Origin of the sequence: Pseudomonas migulae (assembly GCF_024169315.1) — a bacterium.
Taxonomy (GTDB): domain Bacteria; phylum Pseudomonadota; class Gammaproteobacteria; order Pseudomonadales; family Pseudomonadaceae; genus Aquipseudomonas; species Aquipseudomonas migulae_B.
In genome coordinates this window covers 3,754,940-3,773,968 of record NZ_JALJWR010000001.1, presented here as the reverse complement: position 1 = coordinate 3,773,968, position 19,029 = coordinate 3,754,940, and the positions used below count along the sequence as shown (strand labels likewise).

The window sequence follows — 19,029 nt, the reverse complement described above, 5'->3', positions numbered from 1 at the left end:
GGTGGGTGTGATGTTCACTCAAGTGCCGCAGCCGCTGGTGTATGCCGAAGCCTTGCTGGCGCAGTTCGCCAGCCTGTCGCGGGCGGCGGACGGCGCTGCGCTGCTGGGTGACTTCGTGCGCGGGGCGGCGGAACTCAGCGGGTGCGAGTTGACGCAGTTGTACTTGCTGGATGCGACCCACACCTGTCTGGGGATGAACGCCGAGTGCCTCAACGGCATTCTGCAACCGCGCGAGTCGGCGAGCCTGCCGGCGGATTACAACGGTGAACAACTGCTGCAATTTGCCCTTTGCCAGAACCGCGTGGTGAGCCTCGGCGAACTGAGCGGCAGCCTGCACGAGACCAGTTTCCTGCCACCGCAGGCCACGCCTTGGCAGTCGCTGTTGTGCGTGCCGCTGGTCAATCAGCAGAAGGCGGTCGAAGGCTTGCTGCTGTGCGCCAGTCGCCGGCACATCGACCTGCAAGGCTTCGCCGATTCCCTCGGTCAACTGGGTTCGTTTGTGCTCGGTCAGTTGCATTTGCTGCAACGCTTGCGTCAGCCGACCGGTGATGCACGGCCAATGAAAGTCAGCGTCCCGAGTGCCAGTGGGTACGGCCTGATCGGCAAGAGCAAGGCCATGCGCGAGACGTATTCGCTGATCAGCAAAGTCCTGCACAGCCCGTACACCGTGCTGCTGCGCGGTGAAACCGGCACCGGCAAGGAAGTGGTCGCCCGCGCCATTCACGACTGCGGCCCGCGTCGGTCCCAAGCGTTCATCGTGCAGAACTGCGCGGCGTTCCCCGAGAACCTGCTGGAAAGCGAGCTGTTCGGCTACCGCAAAGGCGCGTTCACCGGTGCTGATCGCGACCGCGCCGGGCTGTTCGACGCGGCCAATGGCGGCACCTTGTTGCTCGATGAAATCGGTGACATGCCGTTGTCGCTGCAAGCCAAGTTGTTGCGTGTGTTGCAGGAAGGCGAGATCCGCCCGCTGGGTTCCAACGACACCCACAAGATCGACGTGCGCATCATCGCTGCGACACACCGGGATTTGTCGGTGCTGGTGAGTGAAGGCAAATTCCGCGAGGACTTGTACTACCGCCTCGCGCAATTCCCGATCGAACTGCCGGCGCTGCGTCAGCGTGAAGGCGACATTCTGGATCTGGCCCGGCACTTCGCCGACAAGGCTTGCTCGTTTTTGCAGCGCGACGCGGTGCGTTGGTCCGATGCGGCGCTGGATCACCTGTCCGGTTATGCCTTCCCCGGCAACGTGCGCGAACTCAAAGGCCTGGTCGAACGCGCGGTGTTGCTGTGCGAGGGCGGCGAGTTGCTGGCCGAGCACTTCTCCCTGCGCATGGAAGCCATGCCGGAAGACAACAGCCTGAACCTGCGCGAACGCCTGGAGCAGGTCGAACGCAGCCTGCTGCTCGATTGCCTGCGCAAAAACGACGGCAACCAGACCCTCGCCGCCCGCGAACTCGGCTTGCCGCGTCGCACGCTGCTGTACCGCCTCGGGCGCCTGAATATCAACCTGGGTGACTTCGATGGCTGATCAGGATTTCTGTAACCCGGTCGCTCAGGTTGGAATGCTCCCTGGGGCCAGCGAATTCCCTGTGGCGAGGGGATTTATCCCCGTTCGGCTGCGCAGCAGCCGCAATCCAGCCCACGCGGTCTACCTGAATAAACGGGTTAGCCAATTTTGGGGCCGCTTCGCGACCCAACGGGGTGGTGCGGCATTCCGACAAGTCCCCTCGCCACAGGTGTTCACCATTCCCCTTTTGATTGGCTCTGATCCACGGATTAGAGCCATCCAATCAACCTCATTCGCTTCTGATAGCGCCGCCCAAACAGGCCGGCGCTTTGTGCTTTGTCTACCCCTGGAGACCCTCTGATGTCTGTTCGTCACTGGCAAGCCGTCCTGCTGACCCTCGTCGTTCTATGCGGCCTTGGCGGCTGCAGCGGCAATTACAAATTCAACGACAACACCTATCGCCCATTGGGTGATCCGCAGGCGGTCAATCGCGGCAAGTGACCGCAAGGAGTATCACCATGGAACTGGTTTTCGAAATGCTCAACACCAAGCAGTTCGTGCCCACCGAGCTGTGCCAGAAGACCTTCAAGCAGGCCGGTGGCGTGATTGGCCGGGGCGAGGATTGCGACTGGATCATTCCGGACCGCAAGCGTCATCTGTCCAATCACCATGTGGACATCAGCTTTCGCGAAGGGGCGTTCTTCCTGACCGACACCAGCAGCAACGGTGTCCAGGATGGCGAAAGCGGCGCGCGCTTGCGCAAGGGCGAACCGATGCGCATCGAGCATGGCAGCACCTACGTGCTGGGTGATTTCGAGATCCGCGCGCGGCTGGTGCGCGACCCGGCGACGTTCGACGTGGAAGTCGGTCGCCCGCAAGCGGCGGGCAGCATCATTCCGGACGACGCGTTCCTCGACCTCGATCCGCTGAATGCCCTCGATCAGCAAGAGCGCGTGTACTCGGAAATCGAAGAACTGATCACCCCGAGCACCAATATCGAGGACACCCGTCAGCGCGCCGACTACGCGCGCATCGACATGGAAAGCCTGATGGTGCCGCAGCTGATCGACGCCCCGGCCGAACCTGCGCCAGCCCCGGTGCCGAAAGCGCGTGAGCGTCAGAGCGAAGGTTTCTGGGAGCACTTCGGCGCCGCGCTGGGCGTGGACCTCAAAGGCCTCGACCACGACGCCCGCGAAGCCCTGGCGTTGAACGCTGCACGCCTGCTCAAGCAAAGCGTCGGCGGTTTGCAGCAGAGCCTGCGCACCCGCAGCGAACTGAAAAACGAACTGCGTCTGGCCCAGACCACCGTGCAAGGCACCCACAAGAACCCGCTGAAGTTCGCCGTCGATGCCGGTGAAGCACTGGGCATTCTGTTGCAGCCGAACAAGCCGGGCCAGTTGCCGGCGGAGCAGTCGATCTCCCGCGCGTTCCGCGATTTGCAGGCGCATCAAGTGGCCTTGCTGACCGCCAGCCGCGCCGCCGTTCGCGGCACGCTGGAGCACTTCTCGCCGCAGCAATTGACCCTGCGTTTCGAACGCGACAACAAGCCGCTGCTGGCCACGTCCGGCAGTCGCTGGAGAGCCTACGGTCGTTATCACCAGGCCTTGCGTCAGGACGATGACTGGAGCGAGCGCCTGCTGGCCCGCGACTTCGCTCAGGCGTACGAAGAACAGATCCGCCTGATTTCCACCCTTCACACCGACCACCAAGGATGATGCGCATGTCTCGCTGCTCGACCGCTTTTTTCAAGACGCTGACGGCGCTCATGGCCGTGGCTCTGCTGGCCGGCTGCTCGTCGCTGTCGCCGTATTCCAAAGTGACCAAAGTCAACCTGAAGCTCACCGGCAGCGATCAGCTGAACCCGGACCTCAACGGGCGTCCGTCGCCAATCGTCGTGCGTCTGTTCGAGCTCAAGCACCCAGTGACCTTCGAAAACGCCGACTTCTTCAGCCTCTACGAGCGTGCCAAGGAATCCCTGGCCCCGGACCTGGTGGCCAGCGAAGAACTCGAATTGCGCCCGGGTGAAACCATCGAGCTCAAGCTCAGCGTGGAAGAGGGCAGCCGTTATGTCGGGATCCTCGCGGCGTATCGCGACCTGCCGGAAACCAAATGGCGCTACACGGTGCAAGTCACGCCCGTGGAAGTCACCGAGGCTGATCTGACCCTCGATCAGGCCGGTATTCGCAACAGCAACGAAACGCTCGCCAAGGCGGATGACTGATCATGAATTCCCATAAAGTCATTTGGCAGGAAGGCATGCTGCTGCGGCCGCAGCACTTCCAGCACAACGATCGCTACTACGACCACCAGATGAAGACCCGCACCCAGTTGCTGGGCAGTTACACCTGGGGCTTCCTCAACCTGGACATCGATTTGCAGTTCCTCAACATGGGCAAACTGGTGATCAGCCAGGCCTCGGGGATCCTGCCGGACGGCAGCCTGTTCGAACTGGGCGGCAACACCGAGCCGCTGGCGCTGGACGTGCCGCCGAACACTGGCAACACGCCGATTTACCTGGCGCTGCCACTGGTCACCGGTAACCACATCGAGTCGCGCCGTCCGGAGCAATCCGACGTGCTGGCGCGCTACACCGCGTACGAAGCCGAAGTGGCCGACTCCAACGCCGGCGACGATTCCGCCAGCCAGGTCAGCTGCGGTCGTCCGGACTTCAAACTGTTGCTCGGCGAGCAGCAGAGCGATCAGGCCTACGTGAAGCTGAAGATCTGCGACGTGCTCGACACCACGCCCGACGGCGTGATCAGCCTCGATCCGGACTTCGTGCCGACCTACATTCAGGCGCATTCCTCCAGCTACCTGCTGTCGTGCCTGAAAGAAGTGATCAGCATGCTCGGTCACCGGGGCGACACCATTGCCGAGCGCATTCGCTCCAACGGCAAGGTCGGTGGCGCGGAAGTCGGCGACTTCATGATGCTGCAACTGATCAACCGCACTGAACTGCTGCTGCGTCATTACCTCGGTCTGGAGCAGGTTCACCCGGAAGAGTTGTACCGCACGCTGCTGACCATGCTCGGTGATCTGGCGACCTTCTCCAGCGACAGCAAGCGCCCGCGCCTGGACAGCCGTTACCAGCACAGCGACCAGGGCGCGAGCTTCCGCAAACTGATGGAAGCGATTCGTCAGGTGCTGTCGATGGTGCTCGAACAGCACGCTATCGAACTGGTCCTGCAAGCGCGTCAGTACGGGATCATCGTCTCGCCGTTGCACGACCACAAACTGCTGGGCTCGGCGTCGTTCGTGCTTGCGGCCAGTGCCAACTGCGACTCCGAAGAACTGCGCCACCGCTTGCCGGCGCACCTCAAGGTCGGCCCGGTGGAGCGCATCCGCCAACTGGTCAACCTGCATCTGCCGGGCATCAAGGTCAAACCGTTGCCGGTGGCCCCGCGGCAGATCGCGTTCCACTCCAACAAAACCTATTTCATCCTCGAACTCAGTTCCGAAGACCTGGCGCAACTCGAGCGCTCCGGCGGCTTCGCGTTCCACGTGTCCGGCGAATTCGCCGAGCTTGAACTGAAATTCTGGGCCATCAGGAACTGACCGACATGATCAAGGACATGGAACACCATCAGGACGATAAAACCGTCTTGCTCGACCGCCAGGGCCACGGCCCGGCGCAAAGTCCGCTGACTGACTTCGCTGCACCGCCGCGTTTTGAACAGCTCGAAGAACGGATGATTTACGCCGCACGCCTGCGTCCGGCGGAGTCGTTCAACATCAGCCTCAATTCGCTGGTGGCCGCCGGTTCCGACCTGTTGTCGGAAGTGGTGCGACTCAAGCACAGCGACACCCGCGAAGACATGTACGCGCTCAACGAGCGCCTGACCGCCGGGCTGAAACTGTTTGAAGTGCGCGCACTGCACAACGGCGCCGAAAGCAGTCAGGTGATGGCCGCGCGTTACGTGCTCTGCACCGTGGTCGACGAAGCCGTCGTGACCACGCCGTGGGGCAACGAAAGCGAGTGGTCGCAGATGAGCCTGCTCAGCAGCTTCCACAACGAAACCTTCGGTGGCGAGAAGTTCTTCCAGCTGCTGGATCGTCTGTCGAAAAACCCGGTCAAGCACCTGCCGATGCTGGAGCTGATGTACCTGTGCCTGTCCCTCGGTTTTGAAGGCAAGTACCGCGTGCAAGCGCGCGGCATGCTCGAGCTCGAAGGCATCCGCGATGCCTTGTATCGGCAGATTCGTCAGCTGCGCGGCGACGTGCCTCGCGAATTGTCGCCGCATTGGGAAGGCTTGAATGATCAGCGCCGCAGCCTGGTGCGCATCGTGCCTGCGTGGATGGTGGTGTTGTTCACCGTGGTCTGCCTGGTGGTGATGTATTCGGGTTTCGCCTGGGTCTTGGGCGAACAACGCGACACCGTTCTGCAACCATATCAGCCGCTGGATTCCACCGCGGTCCAGCCGCAGTCGCAGCCGTAAACAGGGACGTGTGATGAAAAAGTTTTTCAAGAAAGTCGGCGCGTTCGTGCGCCAGACCTGGGTCTGGACCTTGGTGCTGGTGCTGTTCGTCGCACTGCTGGTGTGGTTCGTCGGGCCGCTGCTGGCGGTCAATGACTACAAGTTCTGGGAAGGTTCGACCGCCCGCCTGCTGACCATCAGTGTGCTGTTTCTGATCTGGGGCCTGACCATGGTCTTCGTCAGCTGGCGCGCCGGTGTGCGCAAGAAAGCGGTCGAAGACACTGAAGACGGTCAGGACCGTATCCGCCGCGAAGAGAAGATCGACGAAGAGCAGAAGGAGTTGAAGGAGCGTTTCAAGGACGCCCTGAAAACCCTGAAGACCTCGAGCCTGTATCGCGGCCGCAGCGAACGCTGGCGCAGTGATTTGCCGTGGTACTTGCTGATCGGCCCGCAGGGCAGCGGCAAGACCAGCCTGCTGGACTTCTCGGGCCTTGAATTTCCGATCAACAAGATCGACCGCAAACTCACCCGCGACACCCTCGGCACCCGTCATTGCGACTGGTATTTCGCCGACCACGGTGTGCTGATCGACACCGCCGGGCGTTACCTGACCCAGCCGGATGCCGAAGTCGACGGCAGCGCCTGGAGCACGTTGCTCGACCTGCTGCGCAAGCGTCGCCGCAACCGTCCGTTGAACGGCGTGCTGGTGACCATTCCGGTGGAAATGCTGCTGGGCGATACCGAGCAGGATCTGGACACCTTGGCTCGCCAAGTGCGTGCGCGCCTGCAAGACGTGCATCAGAAACTGCACGTCGATGTGCCGATTTATCTGGTGCTGAGCAAGGCTGACCAGTTGCTCGGTTTCGACGAGTTCTTCGATCAGCTGACCCGCGAAGAAAGCGATCAGGTGCTCGGCACCAGCTTCCGCAAAGAGCAGAGCGGCACCGACGTCACCGTCCTGCGCGCCGAGTTCGAAGAGCTGCTGCGTCGCCTGAACAGTCAGGTGATCATGCGCATGCACCAGGAGCGCGACACCCAGCGCCGTGGCCGCATCCTCGATTTCCCGCATCAGTTGGGGCAGATCGGCGAGCGCCTGTGCCTGTTCGTCGACATGGCGTTCACCGGCAACCGTTACCAGCGTGTCAGCCAGTTGCGCGGTTTCTACCTGACCAGCGCACCGCACTTGACCCAAGAGATGGACCAGACCACCGCCGGCATCGGCGCCAATCTGGGGATCAACTCCGGCGTATTGCCAACCCTGCGCAGTGGCCGCTCGCGGTTCATTCATCACTTGCTCAGCCGGGTGATTTTCCCCGAGGCCGATCTGGCCGGTCTGGACAAGCGCGAACGCAGCCGCATCCATTGGGGCCAGCGTGCGTTGTACGTCGGCGCATTGGCGGCGTTGGGCCTGTTTGGGCTGCTGTGGGCGGGCGGTTTCTCCGCTAACTACGAGCGTCTGGAAAACCTGCGCAACCTGGCGCAAGCCTGGACGCAACAACGCTCGGCGCTGACCGCGCGTGATGATTCCATGGCGGTACTGAAGCCCCTCGACACCAGCTACGCGGCGACTCAGGTTTTCCCGAAAAAGGGCGACGTGTCGTACCACGAGCGCGGCGGCCTGTATCAAGGCGAAGACGTCAATCCGGTGGTCAAGGCAGCTTACGAGCGCGAGCTCGAAACGCAGTTGCTGCCGAAGGTCGCGACCCTGCTGGAAGGACAGATCCGCGCCAACATGAAGGACCGCGAACGCCTGCTCAACAGCCTGCGCGCGTACCTGATGCTGAACATGGAAGACCGTCGCGACGGCCCATGGCTCAAGGATTGGGTCGCTACCGAATGGTCCCAGCGTTATGCCGGCAACACCGCGGTGCAGAACGGTCTGAACACGCACTTCGAGCGTTTGCTGAAGCAGCCGTTTATCTACCCGCTGAACGATCAACTGGTGGCGCAAGCGCGTCAGGTCTTGCGCAGTGAGTCGCTGGCCAACGTGGTTTACCGGATGCTGCGCGAGCAGGCTCGCAACCTGCCGGAATACCGTTTGAGCCAACACCTGGGTCCACAGGGTGCGCTGTTTGTCGGCACCGAATACGTGATCCCGGGCTTCTACACCCAACAGGGTTATCAGCAGTATTTCTCGGTTCAGGGCTCCGCGCTGGTCACCGACATCCTGCGTGACAACTGGGTGCTGGGCGAAGGCTCGGGCATCAGCGGCATGGACTTGCGTCGCCTGATGGTCGAACTGGAGCAGCTGTATTTCCGCGACTACGCCAACTTCTGGAGCGAAGCTGTGGGTCAGGTTGCACTGCCCGCGATCACCGACTTCAGCGAGGGTGCCGAGCAACTGGCGGGCCTGACTTCGGCCAACTCGCCGGTGCTGCAATTGCTGGTGGAAGTGCGCGACAACACCCGCTTCCCGGCAGAAGCCGATCCGGCTGATCAAGCGGCTGATGCCGCTGCCGCACTGGGCGAGCAGAAAGGCAAGTTGGGCAAGCTGGGCAAACTGGCGTCTGCCGCAGCGGACAAGGCCTCGGACATGGCCGCGACCAAAAACCTGCCGGACACCGCGAAGAAATCCCTGCAGCGCCGCTTCGAACCGCTGCACCGTTTGCTGGATGACAACAACGGCCCGGCCGCTGATCTGACCCCGGCACTGAACGCGCTCAACGACCTGCAAATGCAACTGGCGAGCCTCGCGCGTGCCAGTGCGCCGGAGCAGGCCGCGTTCGAAATGGCCAAGACCCGCATGAGCGGCCAGCGTGATGCGCTGAGCAACTTGCGCAATGCGTCGAACCGCCTGCCGCGTCCGGTCAGCGTGTGGTTCAACGTGCTGGCCGAAGACACCTGGCGTCTGGTGCTCAACGATTCCTACCAGTACCTGAACCAGCGTTATCAGAGCGAGCTGTACAGCTTCTACGGCAAGGCGATCAACAAGCGTTACCCGTTCAGCGCCCACAGCACCAGCGACGTGGCGATCAGCGACTTCCGCGAGTTCTTCAAGGCGCAGGGCATTGCCGATCGTTTCTTCGATACCTACATGCGTCCGTTCGTGAGTGGCGATCCGGGCAACTACCGTCTGCGCAGCATCGACGGTCACAGCATGCCGATCTCCAAGCTCTACCTCGACCAGATGGCCGCGGCACAAGTGATTCGCCAGAGCTTCTTCTCGATCAACCCCGCCGAGCCGCAAGTGCAGTTCAAACTGGAGCCGTACACCCTCGACCCGGCCGTCAGCCGTTCCGAGTTCAAGTTCGGCGACAAGACCATCGAATACCGCCACGGCCCGATCGTGCCGGTGTCGTTCAAATGGCCGACCGATGCTGAAGACGGACGCACCAGCCTGGTCCTCGACAAAATGGCCGGCCGCCCGATCGGCATCGAGAAGAACACCGGTCCGTGGTCGCTGTTCCGCCTGTTCGACCTGATGCAGACCGAGTACCTGAGCGGTCGTGATGTGCTGGTACTGAAAGCTGACGTGGGTGGCCTGCGCGCCAACTACTTGCTGTCGAGCCAGCGCACGCCGAACCCGTTCGACATGGGCGTGCTGCGCACCTTCCGTATGCCGGTGCAGCTCTGATGCTGGTTGCCAGTCCCTGGCGCAGCGCTGCGCGTACCGATGCCGGCAAGGTTCGGGCGCGCAACGAAGATGCTTTTCTCGACAGTCCACAGCAGGGGCTGTGGGTGGTCGCGGACGGCATGGGCGGTCATCAGGGGGGCGACGTCGCCAGCCAGTTGATCGTCGCCAGCCTGGCGGAATTGCCGGTGCAGGATGACTTCGACGAACGACTCAAAGGCATTCGCCAGTGCCTGCACTGGCTTAACCGCCGCTTGGGTCAGGAGTTGACCGTCACCGCCGGGCGCCACGACAGCATCATGGGCAGCACCGTCGTGGCGCTGCTGGTGGACGGCAATCGCGCGGCTTGCATCTGGGCCGGCGACAGCCGTTGCTACCTGTGGCGCGGCCAGCGTTTGTATCAGCTGTCCAAGGACCATTCGCTGCAACAGCAACTCATCGACGAGCAACAAATGAGCCTCGAAGACGCCCGTGCGCATCCTTCCGCCCACGCCTTGACCCGTGCGGTCGGGGCGGCCGAGCAGTTGACGCTGGACGTGCTCGAACTGGAGGTCTACCCCGGCGATGCGTTTCTGTTGTGCAGCGATGGTTTGTACAACGGGCTGAGCACTGATGCCTTGGGCAACGCCCTGAGCCTGACCGCGCCGCATGTCGCGCTGGAGCGCCTGTTCGACGGCGCGCTGCGTGGCTCGGCCCGGGACAACCTGACTGCCGTGGTGATCCGCCAATGAATCAACCCATGCCGCCGCTCGACGACCTGCTGATGAGCGAAGAGCAAGACAGTAACCTGACTTACTTTGCGTTCGCCCCGTCTCTGAACGGAAAGCCGCACAAGGCAGAACCCGCGCTGGCGCCGACCAAGGCCAGTGTCGGCGAAATGCCCGACGTGCTGGCAGGCCGTTACCGCATCGAGCGCCTGCTCGGTGCCGGCGGCATGGGCGCGGTTTACCGCGCACGGGACTTGCTGAGCGAACAGTTCGGCGATCCCGACCCTTACATCGCGCTGAAAATCCTCAGCGAAGAATTTGCCGAATCGCCGGACGCCAGCGCCTTGCTCTACAGCGAGTTCGCGCTGACCCGACGACTGCGCCACGACAACGTACTGCGACCGCACACCTTTGAAGTGGACACCGATTGCCAGCGCGCCTTCATCACCATGGAACTCATGCGTGGGCTGACCCTGGACAAACTGCTCTGCGAGCGGCCACTTGGCCTGCCGTGGAAAGAACTGCGCGATATCGCGTTGCCGCTACTCGACGCGCTGGCCTACGCCCACGCTCGTGGCGTGCTGCACGGCGACATGAAGCCGAGCAACGTGATGCTCAGCGAAGAAGGCGTGCGCCTGTTCGACTTCGGCCTTGGCCAAGCAGAAGAGGGCATCTTGCCCGGCCTGCCACACCTGAGCCGAGACCGCTTCAACGCCTGGACCCCAGGCTACGCCGCCCCCGAACTGCTCGAAGGCCAGCCGCTGTCAGCCAGCGCCGACGTCTATGGCGTGGCGTGCGTGCTCTACGAACTGGCGGGCGGCAAACACCCGTTCCGCCGCTTGCCTTCGACCGAGGCCCGCGACGCGCACCTCGACCGCGAACTGCACGCGCCCCGGAATCTACCGAAACACTGCTGGCCAGCCCTGCGAACGGCGCTGGCATTCGACGCGGCCGATCGAACGATCACTGCCGCCCAATTGCGTGACGCCATGGGCGCCACTTCGTCTTTGCTGCAACGTCTGCGACTTCGGGCGTAACGGATGACTACCGAACAGGGAGCAAGCAATGTTCAACTCAGCTAACGAAACCCACTTCAGCCTGACTGTCGAAGACTATGTGGGCGACCTGCAAGTGCTGTCGTTCACCGGCACCGAAGGCATCAGCCAGCCGTATCGCTTCGACATTGAACTGGTCAGCGAAAACCCCGATCTGGACCTGGAAAAACTCCTGCACAAGCAGGCGTTCCTGGCATTCGATCCGCAGGGTTTCGGCATCCACGGCCAGATCTACCGCGTCGCCCAAGGTGATGCCGGCAAACGCCTGACCCGCTACAAAATCTCCCTGGTGCCGCACCTGCAATACCTGCAACACCGCACCAACCAGCGCATCTACCAGCAGATGTCCGCGCCGAAAATCATCGCGCTGATCCTCGAAGAACACGGCATCAAAGGCAACGCCTACAACTTCCAGCTCAGCCAGCCGTGCCCGGACCGCGACTACTGCGTGCAGTACGACGAAACCGACCTGCACTTCGTCCAGCGCCTATGTGAAGAGGAAGGCATTCACTACCACTTCCAGCACAGCGCAAAAGCTCACTTGTTGGTGTTCGGTGACGATCAGACCGTGTTCCCGAAACTCGGCCAGCCAACCGCTTATGTGCAAGGCAGTGGCATGGTCGCCGACGAACCGGTGATCAAAGGCTTCAAACTGCGTCTGGAAACCCGCACCAGCCGCACCACGCGCCGCGATTACGACTTTGAAAAACCACGCCTGCAACTCGAGGCCGCCTACAAGCCGGATGTGCAGAGCGACGAACCCGACCTCGAAGACTACGACTACCCCGGCCGCTTCCTCGACCGCGCGCGCGGCAAATTCCTCAGCCAGCGCGCCCTCGAACGCCACCGCGCCGACTACCAGCAAGCCGAAGGCAAGGGCGACCAGACTCGCTTGATCAGCGGCCACTTCCTCGAAATGTCCGACCACCCGCGCACCGAGTGGAACGACCTCTGGCTGCTCACCGAAATCGTCCACGAAGGCAAACAACCGCAAGTCCTCGAAGAGTCGGTGACCAGCGACACCACCGACAAAAAGGACGACTTCCACCAGGGCTACCGCAACCGCTTCCTCGCCACCCCGTGGGACGTGTTCTACCGTCCGGCCCTGGAACACCCGAAACCGCGTGTGCTCGGCAGCCAGACCGCCATGGTCACCGGCCCCAAAGGCGAAGAAATCCACTGCGACCAATACGGCCGCATTAAGGTGCAATTCCACTGGGACCGCGAAGGCCAGGCCGACGACAAAACCAGCTGCTGGATGCGCGTCTCCAGCAGTTGGGCCGGCGATCGCTACGGCGCCATCGCCATCCCGCGCATCGGCATGGAAGTGCTGGTGACCTTCCTTGAAGGGGATCCTGATCAGCCGTTGGTGACCGGGTGCCTGTACCACAAGGAAAACCAGGTCCCCTACGAATTGCCGGCCAACAAAACCCGCACTGTATTCAAAACCCTCAGCTCACCGGGGGGCGGTGGGTTCAATGAACTGCGGATTGAAGACAAGAAAGGTGCGGAGCAGATCTTTATTCATGCCCAGCGGGATTGGGATGAAAACATTGAGCATGATCAGAAGATTCGCGTGGGGAATGAACGCCACGACACGGTGGTGAAGAACACCTATACCGAGCTGAAGGCCGAGGAACACCGCACCACTGTGTCCGACCGTAAGGTTGAGGCGCGGATGGATGATCACCTGACGATTGGGCAGAACCAGCATGTGAAGTTGGGGACTGCGCAGCTGACTAGCGTTGGGAAAGAGATACACCTGAAGGCTGGGGCGAAGATTGTTATCGAGGCTGGGTCGGAGCTGACCATTTTGGGTGGTGGCAGCTTTATCAAACTTGATGCCGGCGGGATTACCGTGGTTGGGCCGGTGATCAAAATCAATGCTGGCGGTTCGTCGGGGAGTGGGGCCGGGATCGGTATTGTGTTACCAGGATTGCCGTTGATTGCGGATCAAGCTCGGGCGGGGAATACGCTTAAATTCGGTGCGGCAAACAGCGAAAAATTCGATGAGCAGATTCGGTTTGTGACGGGGACGGGTAAACCAATCAAGTCTGTAAAAGCAGCGATTATTGTGCCGTCCTCGGTAGCACCAAAAATTTCCAGAAGTAATGCAGACGGTCTCCATCCGCGCATCGAAACGGAAACTGCCGAGACTGCAGAAGTTCATCTGATGTGGGACGAACTGATTGTGCCGCCAGGTTCTGATGATTACGAAGCGAGTAGAAATAAATGAGCGCACCCGTAGCCACTTTTAAAACCAACACTCAGAGTTGCTCAATTCAAGAGATCCCGTTCAAGTGCGACAAGCTGTGGACGATTGGGCAGCAAGAAGCGATTAGACGTCTAAGTGTTCCTGAAAAGAGTTTATTTTCTAAGTCGACAAAAATGGTCCTTGTTTCGGATTTTGGTGCTAGAGCTGCGCGGATTGCTGCTGCTTATGCTGAGTTTTATCTAGAGCGCGGTGAGGATGGTAATCCAGATTTAAAAGGTCGTTTTTATTGGATGGGTTTGGCAGCTTTTGCCAGTAAACAAGTTAAATGTGGTTTGGACTTTATTCCGGCAGAACCTTATCTGACAATTGGAGTGCCGCCTATTGGCCAGCCACCTTTGAGAATTGGAAAAAAAGGATTAGGAAAAGGTAATTTCTGGTTGTTTCAAGATATTTTTGTCTGGCATTGGTTTTATAAGAAGTATCCAGAGCAATTTGAGGATTGTGCGCCCGTTCGCAATGCGAAAAGCTGTGATGCACAAGTGCAGATGAACATAGACAGTTTGCCTTGGGCAGAGGAGGCTCTGCCTGTATTAAAAAATCTTTCTTTAACGCCTGATGTAAAGAAGGGATTTGACCGTATTCGTGAATCTGAAACCATAGCCAGTGGCTCAGCTAGAAGGGCTGTGCAACTGAAATCATTGCTTGCTATTGCGGATCATGAGCAGCGCAGAATACTGCAGCCACTAATCTATAAAGACTATTTTTTCCAGACGACATTGAAGGTCCAGGCCGCGTTTGAATGGGCACCTTTTGTGCCTGTCCGCGCTGCCGCTTTTAGTACGGCTTGTGATGTTGAAGACCCGGAGCTGCGAGTGCAGATGAAAGATGGCAACTTATACAATGAACGCGAGCGAATGGTATTTATTGCTGCTATTGCGGCCCAGTATCACGAGTTGATGGATAAAAAACCAACTTATATGGAAGGCGAGATTGAAACAATCGCCAGCTGGAAAGATCAAAAATGAAGATAATTATTGTTTTATTCTTTTTTCTGCTTAGCGCATGCGGCGATGCAAAAGATACCAGGAGTAATAATATGGCCGGCACGACTGCTGTAATAGGAATTCAATTGTCAGAAGCGATGACAAAAGTATTGTCCGAGAGCCCTGTGGGGTTTCGCAAAGAGTGCCTGTCGCAAGTCAATATGTGCTGGTATAAAATTAGTAAGTCGGCTGCAGATGCGGACCTTCCTGCTGTGCTTGTTAATAAGTCGTTAAAAATTGAACACGTCACAGATGTGAAAATGTCGATTGATGGAGATGTTGGGGGTGATATAGAAAATCTTGAATTGATGATTCGAGGTCTTCCAGACAACAGTCGGCATGAAGAAAATCAGGCGCTTTTATATAGCCTGATAAAAGAAATTAAAGCATCGGGTTGGAAGCATTACTTTGCACCATACGATCCGCGCATCTCAGGCTCGCAAGCGGAAAAAATAGTGAATCCTGGAAATGTATTTGGCGTTTATGTAAAAAGCCATCCATGGCTTGATCCAGACTTCAAGATGAATATGGACCAATGGTTAAAGGTCGACGACTTTTATGATTGGAATTTTTATAGTGATGGCAATTATTTGACCCTGAAGGCGTGGCGTCGTAACTCTGATTCGGATCCGACGGAGCGAGGCACTTATTTGATATCTTTGAAATTCATGACCGAGCGTGAGTATTGGGTGTCTGAGTTTAGTAAGGAGTCTGAAAAGGCGCGCTGGACAGAGTTGTTACCTGATCTGCTTTTAAAATATAAAAAACAGCGGGATGAGCTTGAGGCAAAAGCAAGGGATGCAGGAATCGACGTTGATTCAAGTTATAAAGAACCTTCGATAAAAGCACTTAATTAAAGTCTTGCGAGTGGAGTGCGGACTTACCTGTATCGCCGGCGGCATTGATATCGAGTCGGCCTTACAGGCTTTCTATATAAAAGTTAAGGATAAAGTAGCACTCACTATGAAGTATTTTTTTTGGTTCTTCACTTTCCTTCTACTCGGCGCCTGCGGGGACACGGGTAGCGATAACAACGGCACAAGCGTTGTCGCGGCAGTCGACTCTTCCAAAGCACAGACTGCGCTGGTATCCCAGGAGATTCCCAATTTTTCTGATCAGGAACCCATCATGTCTCTACGTGCGGGTGGCGACGATTGGGATTTGGTGAATCTCAGTCTGCTTGCTCCAGTTCTTCCGGGCATCGTAGATCTTGGACAAGTTGATGACCTTTGGATGTCGGTGTTTCCTCCGACTTCGGTGGTCCAGGTTAGGTTTCTCGCTGGCCCAGACTCGCCCGTGACTTACGTGAACGCGGCGATGGTATTTTCAGATAATCCGCTTCCTGCCTATTTCGAAACGGATGCGCGGGGTGAATCGCCCAAGTACTACGTAAAGAAAGGTGTCGCTGCGAATGTTTACTTTGTGTGGGATGAGTTGGTCGTTCCGGAGGGCGCGGATGATTACGAAAAAAGTCGGAACAAGGGGTTGTTGCCGACCCTGCGTGATTGGAGTCCCGGCGAGACGTTGGTGCACCGGCTTTTGAAGTTGGCGAATTAGGACAAAAGGGGACGGGTTTATTTAATTGACTTCACCGTTTTGTGGGGCGTTCATCAGTAAACAAATGCGCCTCCTTTTTGCAATTAAGAGGCAGAAACAGTGATTAAGGTCGCGGCTTTGTATTTGTTGTCCTCGTTTTTGCTGGCGTACGCTGGAGAGGATCTAATTGTTGAAAGCAATGGTTGTGTGATGAAGGTAAAAGATTTCGCTGGTTTCTCATCTGGGAAAACTAGTGAAGGCGAGACCCTTGTTAAATACAAATATAAAGACGGTAGGGTGCGGGATATCAAGGTCGGCTGCGAAGATATGACTCTGGCGGATGCAATAGCTGGCGATTATGTGCAAGAGAAAGTTGGATTGAAAGTTGGAACTGGATCGCATCCGCTATCAAAAGCAAGACTGTACTCTGGTAGCAATTGGTCTGGAGTAGAGGGCGTGTATTTTTTAGGTGCCGTCTGTTTTACCACATCATTTGAGGCGGGCAAGAATCATGTTTTTTTTATAGAGACATGTGGCGAGGAAAAGGACACGAATGAGGTGAGGAGAAGCTTTCTGTCGTTGCTTAAACACGCTGAGACTTATTACGTTGAACCTGGTAATAAATAACAGTTAGACAGAGGGGTAAATTTGTTTTTGTAGTTGGGGATAAAATAAGTCTGTGGCCTTTGTTTCTGGAAATGCGGCACACCTGAATCAAACTGAAAAAATTGTAGGCGCAAGTCTTTTAAGAATGATCCGTTCGTGGATCAACAGGGAAGTAAATGGAAGTGGCCAGATTTTTTAGTTGTGTGTGCGTAGTTGTATCAATCATCGGTTTTTCGTCACAACCAGCGTTAGCCAAAGACCTGCAAACCATCGAGCAGATGCACCCGCCGGTGGTGGCTTCAGTGGGTGAGCAGAAGATCACGGTATTGTTCTTGAAGAACACACTTAAAGGCCAGACGAAAGGCGCGTACGTGCCCGATGGTGAGGTTTTCTACGCGACGATGAGTGCTACGAAGCCAAAACTCACTTATGTGGCGCCCGTCAATGGCGAACAGATAGCTTCGGTGTTCTTCTTCGAGCGCAAATTCCCTGAGCGAGCGGGGAAGTCCTTGTATGTGCTGACGAAAAACAAAGAGTCGAACAGTGGGTTCGAAGGCTATTCCTATTCGACGCTGGAGTTGGCGCTCATCAAGGACGGCGATGAGTTGTCTTTGAGGTTCTTTCGCGGTGACCTGCCAGATTCTGAATTGCAGAACTGCCGCGATGGGCGAAACCTGGAAGCGGGCGTAGATGTTGAATGTGCTTACAAGGATGCGGCGAGTATTAAAAAGCGTCTGGCAGACTTGGATGCAAAGATTATTGCGGATTCAAAACTGGAACATAGCATCAGCCAGAAGCCGCGCAAAACCGGTGGTAACGCGGCCAATGTTGCTTGTCCCTCGAACGAGTTTTCAGCGTTCCTAGCAGTCTTTCCCGAGCGCGCAGACGTGCAAAAAATGTTCGTTCAACAGCCACTGCAATTAGCCACGACCGTAGCAGGAGATCCCGAACCTGAGCTGGAAAAACGCAGCGTGAGCGGCGATCAGATCAAGTTTCCGCTCATCCCGGATCGCGTGAAAAGAGAGGCTGATGGCCTGACGTTGACCGTCAAGGAGCAGCAGGGCGATAACGCTACGGCGATACTGCAAAAACCTGATACCGACTATGTGATCGAGTACCGCTTTGTGCGGGGGCAGTGTTGGATGCTTAGTCAGGTGTCGGACTTTTCGCTTTAGAAAAACGAGACATTATCAACTGCTACTTCTCGTTTTACGCCCGTAAGAATATGGGTTCCCTTAACCGCTAAAGGAATGATCGGTTTGAAGTCTTTGTCTTCTTTTTTTATTGCGTTGTTGCTCCTTTGTCCGCTGGCGGCTCACAGCGAAGTCACAACTGAGGTCTATTGCTTCCGTTCGCAGGAAGGCAAAAGCACCAATTTTGAGTTTAGAACCTATTACGACTCGGTCGCCAAGTGGGGCGGGGCGGGGGTTAAGTACAGCAAGTCGAAGAAGACCATTGCTCTTGTCCATCGGAACACTGAGCATGAAGTCATGACTGAAGATGGGCCCTATCAGTTCACGACGACGTGGATAGAAGTGGCTGACGGTGCGCTGACGGGGGAGTATGAAATGGTCAGTCAGGGTGCCCGGATTTATGGAATGACTTATATGAACTATAAATCCGGAAAGAAGTATTCGTTTGAGCAAGATATCAGTATGGATTCGCCACCAGAGACTGGTTGTCAGTGGTGAGTCAGGGATCATCAAGAAAGGGGACTTAACGTCCCCTTTTTCTATTCGCGGTTCCGCTACACCTTCGCCCGATGCTCCGCCGGATCCGGCGAATCAATATGGTCCAGAGCTCGCTCCACTAACAGATGCACACCGACCGCCATTCTGCTGAGTGCCAGTGCGACGGAGCGGCGTGAGCCTTCTACACTGTCGGCCAGGTCGGCGGCGATGGCGCTGATGGACAGCAGGTCTTCTGAGGCGTTGGCCAGGATGGTTTCGGTGTGGAGGTCGGGAGCGACAATGAAGAGGTCGCCATTGCGACGTTTAGGTTTTTTATCCGCAGGGGTGCCGAGGTGAAGATCGAGGGCGCGCTCGGCGGCTTCGTGGAGTTTTTTCGAATCGAAGGATTCGTAGGGGGATGTGTCTTCGTGTTCTGGAGGATTGGGTGTTGGCTTGATCATTGGTATGTCCCGATATGTGTTTTGGATGTGGCTGTGTCCTCTTCGCTTGCATTCGAATGAGGGTGGCAGCCGTGCGCAGGTGTGCAAGACCGGGCATATCGGACCCCGGCAGACCCCAAAGGGACCTCCCACGCACAGCCGCCATAAATCGTTTACAGCGAGCATGAAAACGCTCGATGTTCGGATCGGCGATTGTGCGGCGATATGTACCGGACTTGCACGTCCGTGTCACCGTTTTTGCGG

The 19,029-nt window shown here is 57.7% G+C and carries 17 protein-coding genes; 16 read left to right on the top strand and 1 reads right to left on the bottom strand.

The annotated features are described in order from the left end of the window. The first annotated feature begins 10 nt into the window (after nt 1-10). From J2Y86_RS17355 to J2Y86_RS17280, 16 genes are all read left to right on the top strand, one after another. Nucleotides 11-1,528 (top strand): sigma-54 interaction domain-containing protein, encoded by a 1,518-nt coding sequence (locus tag J2Y86_RS17355; RefSeq protein WP_253433860.1) that lies wholly within the window; start codon nt 11-13, stop codon nt 1,526-1,528. Between the two features lie 339 nt (nt 1,529-1,867). Next, nucleotides 1,868-2,008 carry a hypothetical protein gene (locus tag J2Y86_RS17350; RefSeq protein ID WP_008030659.1) on the top strand — a complete coding sequence of 47 codons (141 nt, stop codon included), beginning with the start codon at nt 1,868-1,870 and terminating at the stop codon, nt 2,006-2,008. 17 nt (nt 2,009-2,025) lie between these two features. Beyond that, entirely contained in the window at nt 2,026-3,222 is a 1,197-nt protein-coding gene (gene tagH / locus J2Y86_RS17345) for a type VI secretion system-associated FHA domain protein TagH (RefSeq protein WP_253433857.1), read from the top strand. Between the two features lie 5 nt (nt 3,223-3,227). Continuing rightward, nucleotides 3,228-3,728, top strand: coding sequence for a type VI secretion system lipoprotein TssJ (gene tssJ / locus J2Y86_RS17340; protein ID WP_253433853.1), 501 nt, complete (start codon nt 3,228-3,230; stop codon nt 3,726-3,728). A gap of 2 nt (nt 3,729-3,730) precedes the next feature. Beyond that, complete coding sequence (tssK, locus tag J2Y86_RS17335; RefSeq protein ID WP_008030656.1) at nt 3,731-5,062, top strand: type VI secretion system baseplate subunit TssK; 1,332 nt, start codon at nt 3,731-3,733, stop codon at nt 5,060-5,062. A 5-nt stretch (nt 5,063-5,067) separates the two neighbouring features. Continuing rightward, complete coding sequence (gene icmH, locus J2Y86_RS17330) at nt 5,068-5,943, top strand: type IVB secretion system protein IcmH/DotU (RefSeq protein ID WP_253433850.1); 876 nt, start codon at nt 5,068-5,070, stop codon at nt 5,941-5,943. A gap of 13 nt (nt 5,944-5,956) precedes the next feature. Then, nucleotides 5,957-9,496 (top strand): type VI secretion system membrane subunit TssM, encoded by a 3,540-nt coding sequence (gene tssM / locus J2Y86_RS17325; protein WP_253433846.1) that lies wholly within the window; start codon nt 5,957-5,959, stop codon nt 9,494-9,496. After that, nucleotides 9,496-10,224 (top strand): PP2C family protein-serine/threonine phosphatase, encoded by a 729-nt coding sequence (locus tag J2Y86_RS17320; protein WP_253433843.1) that lies wholly within the window; start codon nt 9,496-9,498, stop codon nt 10,222-10,224. Before tssM ends, J2Y86_RS17320 begins: the two co-directional genes overlap by 1 nt. Beyond that, nucleotides 10,221-11,237 carry a serine/threonine-protein kinase gene (locus J2Y86_RS17315; RefSeq protein WP_253433839.1) on the top strand — a complete coding sequence of 339 codons (1,017 nt, stop codon included), beginning with the start codon at nt 10,221-10,223 and terminating at the stop codon, nt 11,235-11,237. Before J2Y86_RS17320 ends, J2Y86_RS17315 begins: the two co-directional genes overlap by 4 nt. Before the next feature lie 28 nt (nt 11,238-11,265). Continuing rightward, the gene (gene tssI, locus J2Y86_RS17310; protein ID WP_253433835.1) at nt 11,266-13,491 is read left to right on the top strand and encodes a type VI secretion system Vgr family protein; all 2,226 of its coding nucleotides are present in this window, start codon (nt 11,266-11,268) and stop codon (nt 13,489-13,491) included. After that, nucleotides 13,488-14,495 (top strand): DUF2515 family protein, encoded by a 1,008-nt coding sequence (locus J2Y86_RS17305; RefSeq protein ID WP_253433832.1) that lies wholly within the window; start codon nt 13,488-13,490, stop codon nt 14,493-14,495. Before tssI ends, J2Y86_RS17305 begins: the two co-directional genes overlap by 4 nt. Then, nucleotides 14,492-15,370, top strand: coding sequence for a hypothetical protein (locus tag J2Y86_RS17300; RefSeq protein ID WP_253433829.1), 879 nt, complete (start codon nt 14,492-14,494; stop codon nt 15,368-15,370). Before J2Y86_RS17305 ends, J2Y86_RS17300 begins: the two co-directional genes overlap by 4 nt. Nucleotides 15,371-15,476: 106 nt before the next feature. Next, complete coding sequence (locus tag J2Y86_RS17295) at nt 15,477-16,070, top strand: hypothetical protein (protein ID WP_253433826.1); 594 nt, start codon at nt 15,477-15,479, stop codon at nt 16,068-16,070. A gap of 99 nt (nt 16,071-16,169) precedes the next feature. After that, entirely contained in the window at nt 16,170-16,676 is a 507-nt protein-coding gene (locus J2Y86_RS17290) for a hypothetical protein (RefSeq protein WP_253433823.1), read from the top strand. Between the two features lie 155 nt (nt 16,677-16,831). After that, nucleotides 16,832-17,830, top strand: a complete 999-nt coding sequence (locus J2Y86_RS17285) for a hypothetical protein (RefSeq protein WP_253433821.1) — start codon at nt 16,832-16,834, stop codon at nt 17,828-17,830. A 75-nt stretch (nt 17,831-17,905) separates the two neighbouring features. Continuing rightward, entirely contained in the window at nt 17,906-18,346 is a 441-nt protein-coding gene (locus J2Y86_RS17280; RefSeq protein WP_253433818.1) for a hypothetical protein, read from the top strand. A 56-nt stretch (nt 18,347-18,402) separates the two neighbouring features. Here the strand turns inward: J2Y86_RS17280 and J2Y86_RS17275 are convergent, their stop codons facing one another. Next, the gene (locus tag J2Y86_RS17275; RefSeq protein ID WP_253433815.1) at nt 18,403-18,786 is read right to left on the bottom strand and encodes a DUF6124 family protein; all 384 of its coding nucleotides are present in this window, start codon (nt 18,784-18,786) and stop codon (nt 18,403-18,405) included. Nucleotides 18,787-19,029 lie beyond the last annotated feature (243 nt).

Excerpts from the sequence above, each read along its gene's own strand:
- J2Y86_RS17355 (WP_253433860.1), top strand. The coding sequence starts at position 11 with ATGTTCACTCAAGTGCCGCAGCCGCTGGTGTATGCCGAAGCCTTGCTG.
- J2Y86_RS17350 (WP_008030659.1), top strand. The coding sequence starts at position 1,868 with ATGTCTGTTCGTCACTGGCAAGCCGTCCTGCTGACCCTCGTCGTTCTA.
- tagH (WP_253433857.1), top strand. The coding sequence starts at position 2,026 with ATGGAACTGGTTTTCGAAATGCTCAACACCAAGCAGTTCGTGCCCACC.
- tssJ (WP_253433853.1), top strand. The coding sequence starts at position 3,228 with ATGTCTCGCTGCTCGACCGCTTTTTTCAAGACGCTGACGGCGCTCATG.
- tssK (WP_008030656.1), top strand. The coding sequence starts at position 3,731 with ATGAATTCCCATAAAGTCATTTGGCAGGAAGGCATGCTGCTGCGGCCG.
- icmH (WP_253433850.1), top strand. The coding sequence starts at position 5,068 with ATGATCAAGGACATGGAACACCATCAGGACGATAAAACCGTCTTGCTC.
- tssM (WP_253433846.1), top strand. The coding sequence starts at position 5,957 with ATGAAAAAGTTTTTCAAGAAAGTCGGCGCGTTCGTGCGCCAGACCTGG.
- J2Y86_RS17320 (WP_253433843.1), top strand. The coding sequence starts at position 9,496 with ATGCTGGTTGCCAGTCCCTGGCGCAGCGCTGCGCGTACCGATGCCGGC.
- J2Y86_RS17315 (WP_253433839.1), top strand. The coding sequence starts at position 10,221 with ATGAATCAACCCATGCCGCCGCTCGACGACCTGCTGATGAGCGAAGAG.
- tssI (WP_253433835.1), top strand. The coding sequence starts at position 11,266 with ATGTTCAACTCAGCTAACGAAACCCACTTCAGCCTGACTGTCGAAGAC.
- J2Y86_RS17305 (WP_253433832.1), top strand. The coding sequence starts at position 13,488 with ATGAGCGCACCCGTAGCCACTTTTAAAACCAACACTCAGAGTTGCTCA.
- J2Y86_RS17300 (WP_253433829.1), top strand. The coding sequence starts at position 14,492 with ATGAAGATAATTATTGTTTTATTCTTTTTTCTGCTTAGCGCATGCGGC.
- J2Y86_RS17295 (WP_253433826.1), top strand. The coding sequence starts at position 15,477 with ATGAAGTATTTTTTTTGGTTCTTCACTTTCCTTCTACTCGGCGCCTGC.
- J2Y86_RS17285 (WP_253433821.1), top strand. The coding sequence starts at position 16,832 with ATGGAAGTGGCCAGATTTTTTAGTTGTGTGTGCGTAGTTGTATCAATC.
- J2Y86_RS17280 (WP_253433818.1), top strand. The coding sequence starts at position 17,906 with ATGATCGGTTTGAAGTCTTTGTCTTCTTTTTTTATTGCGTTGTTGCTC.
- J2Y86_RS17275 (WP_253433815.1), bottom strand. The coding sequence starts at position 18,786 with ATGATCAAGCCAACACCCAATCCTCCAGAACACGAAGACACATCCCCC.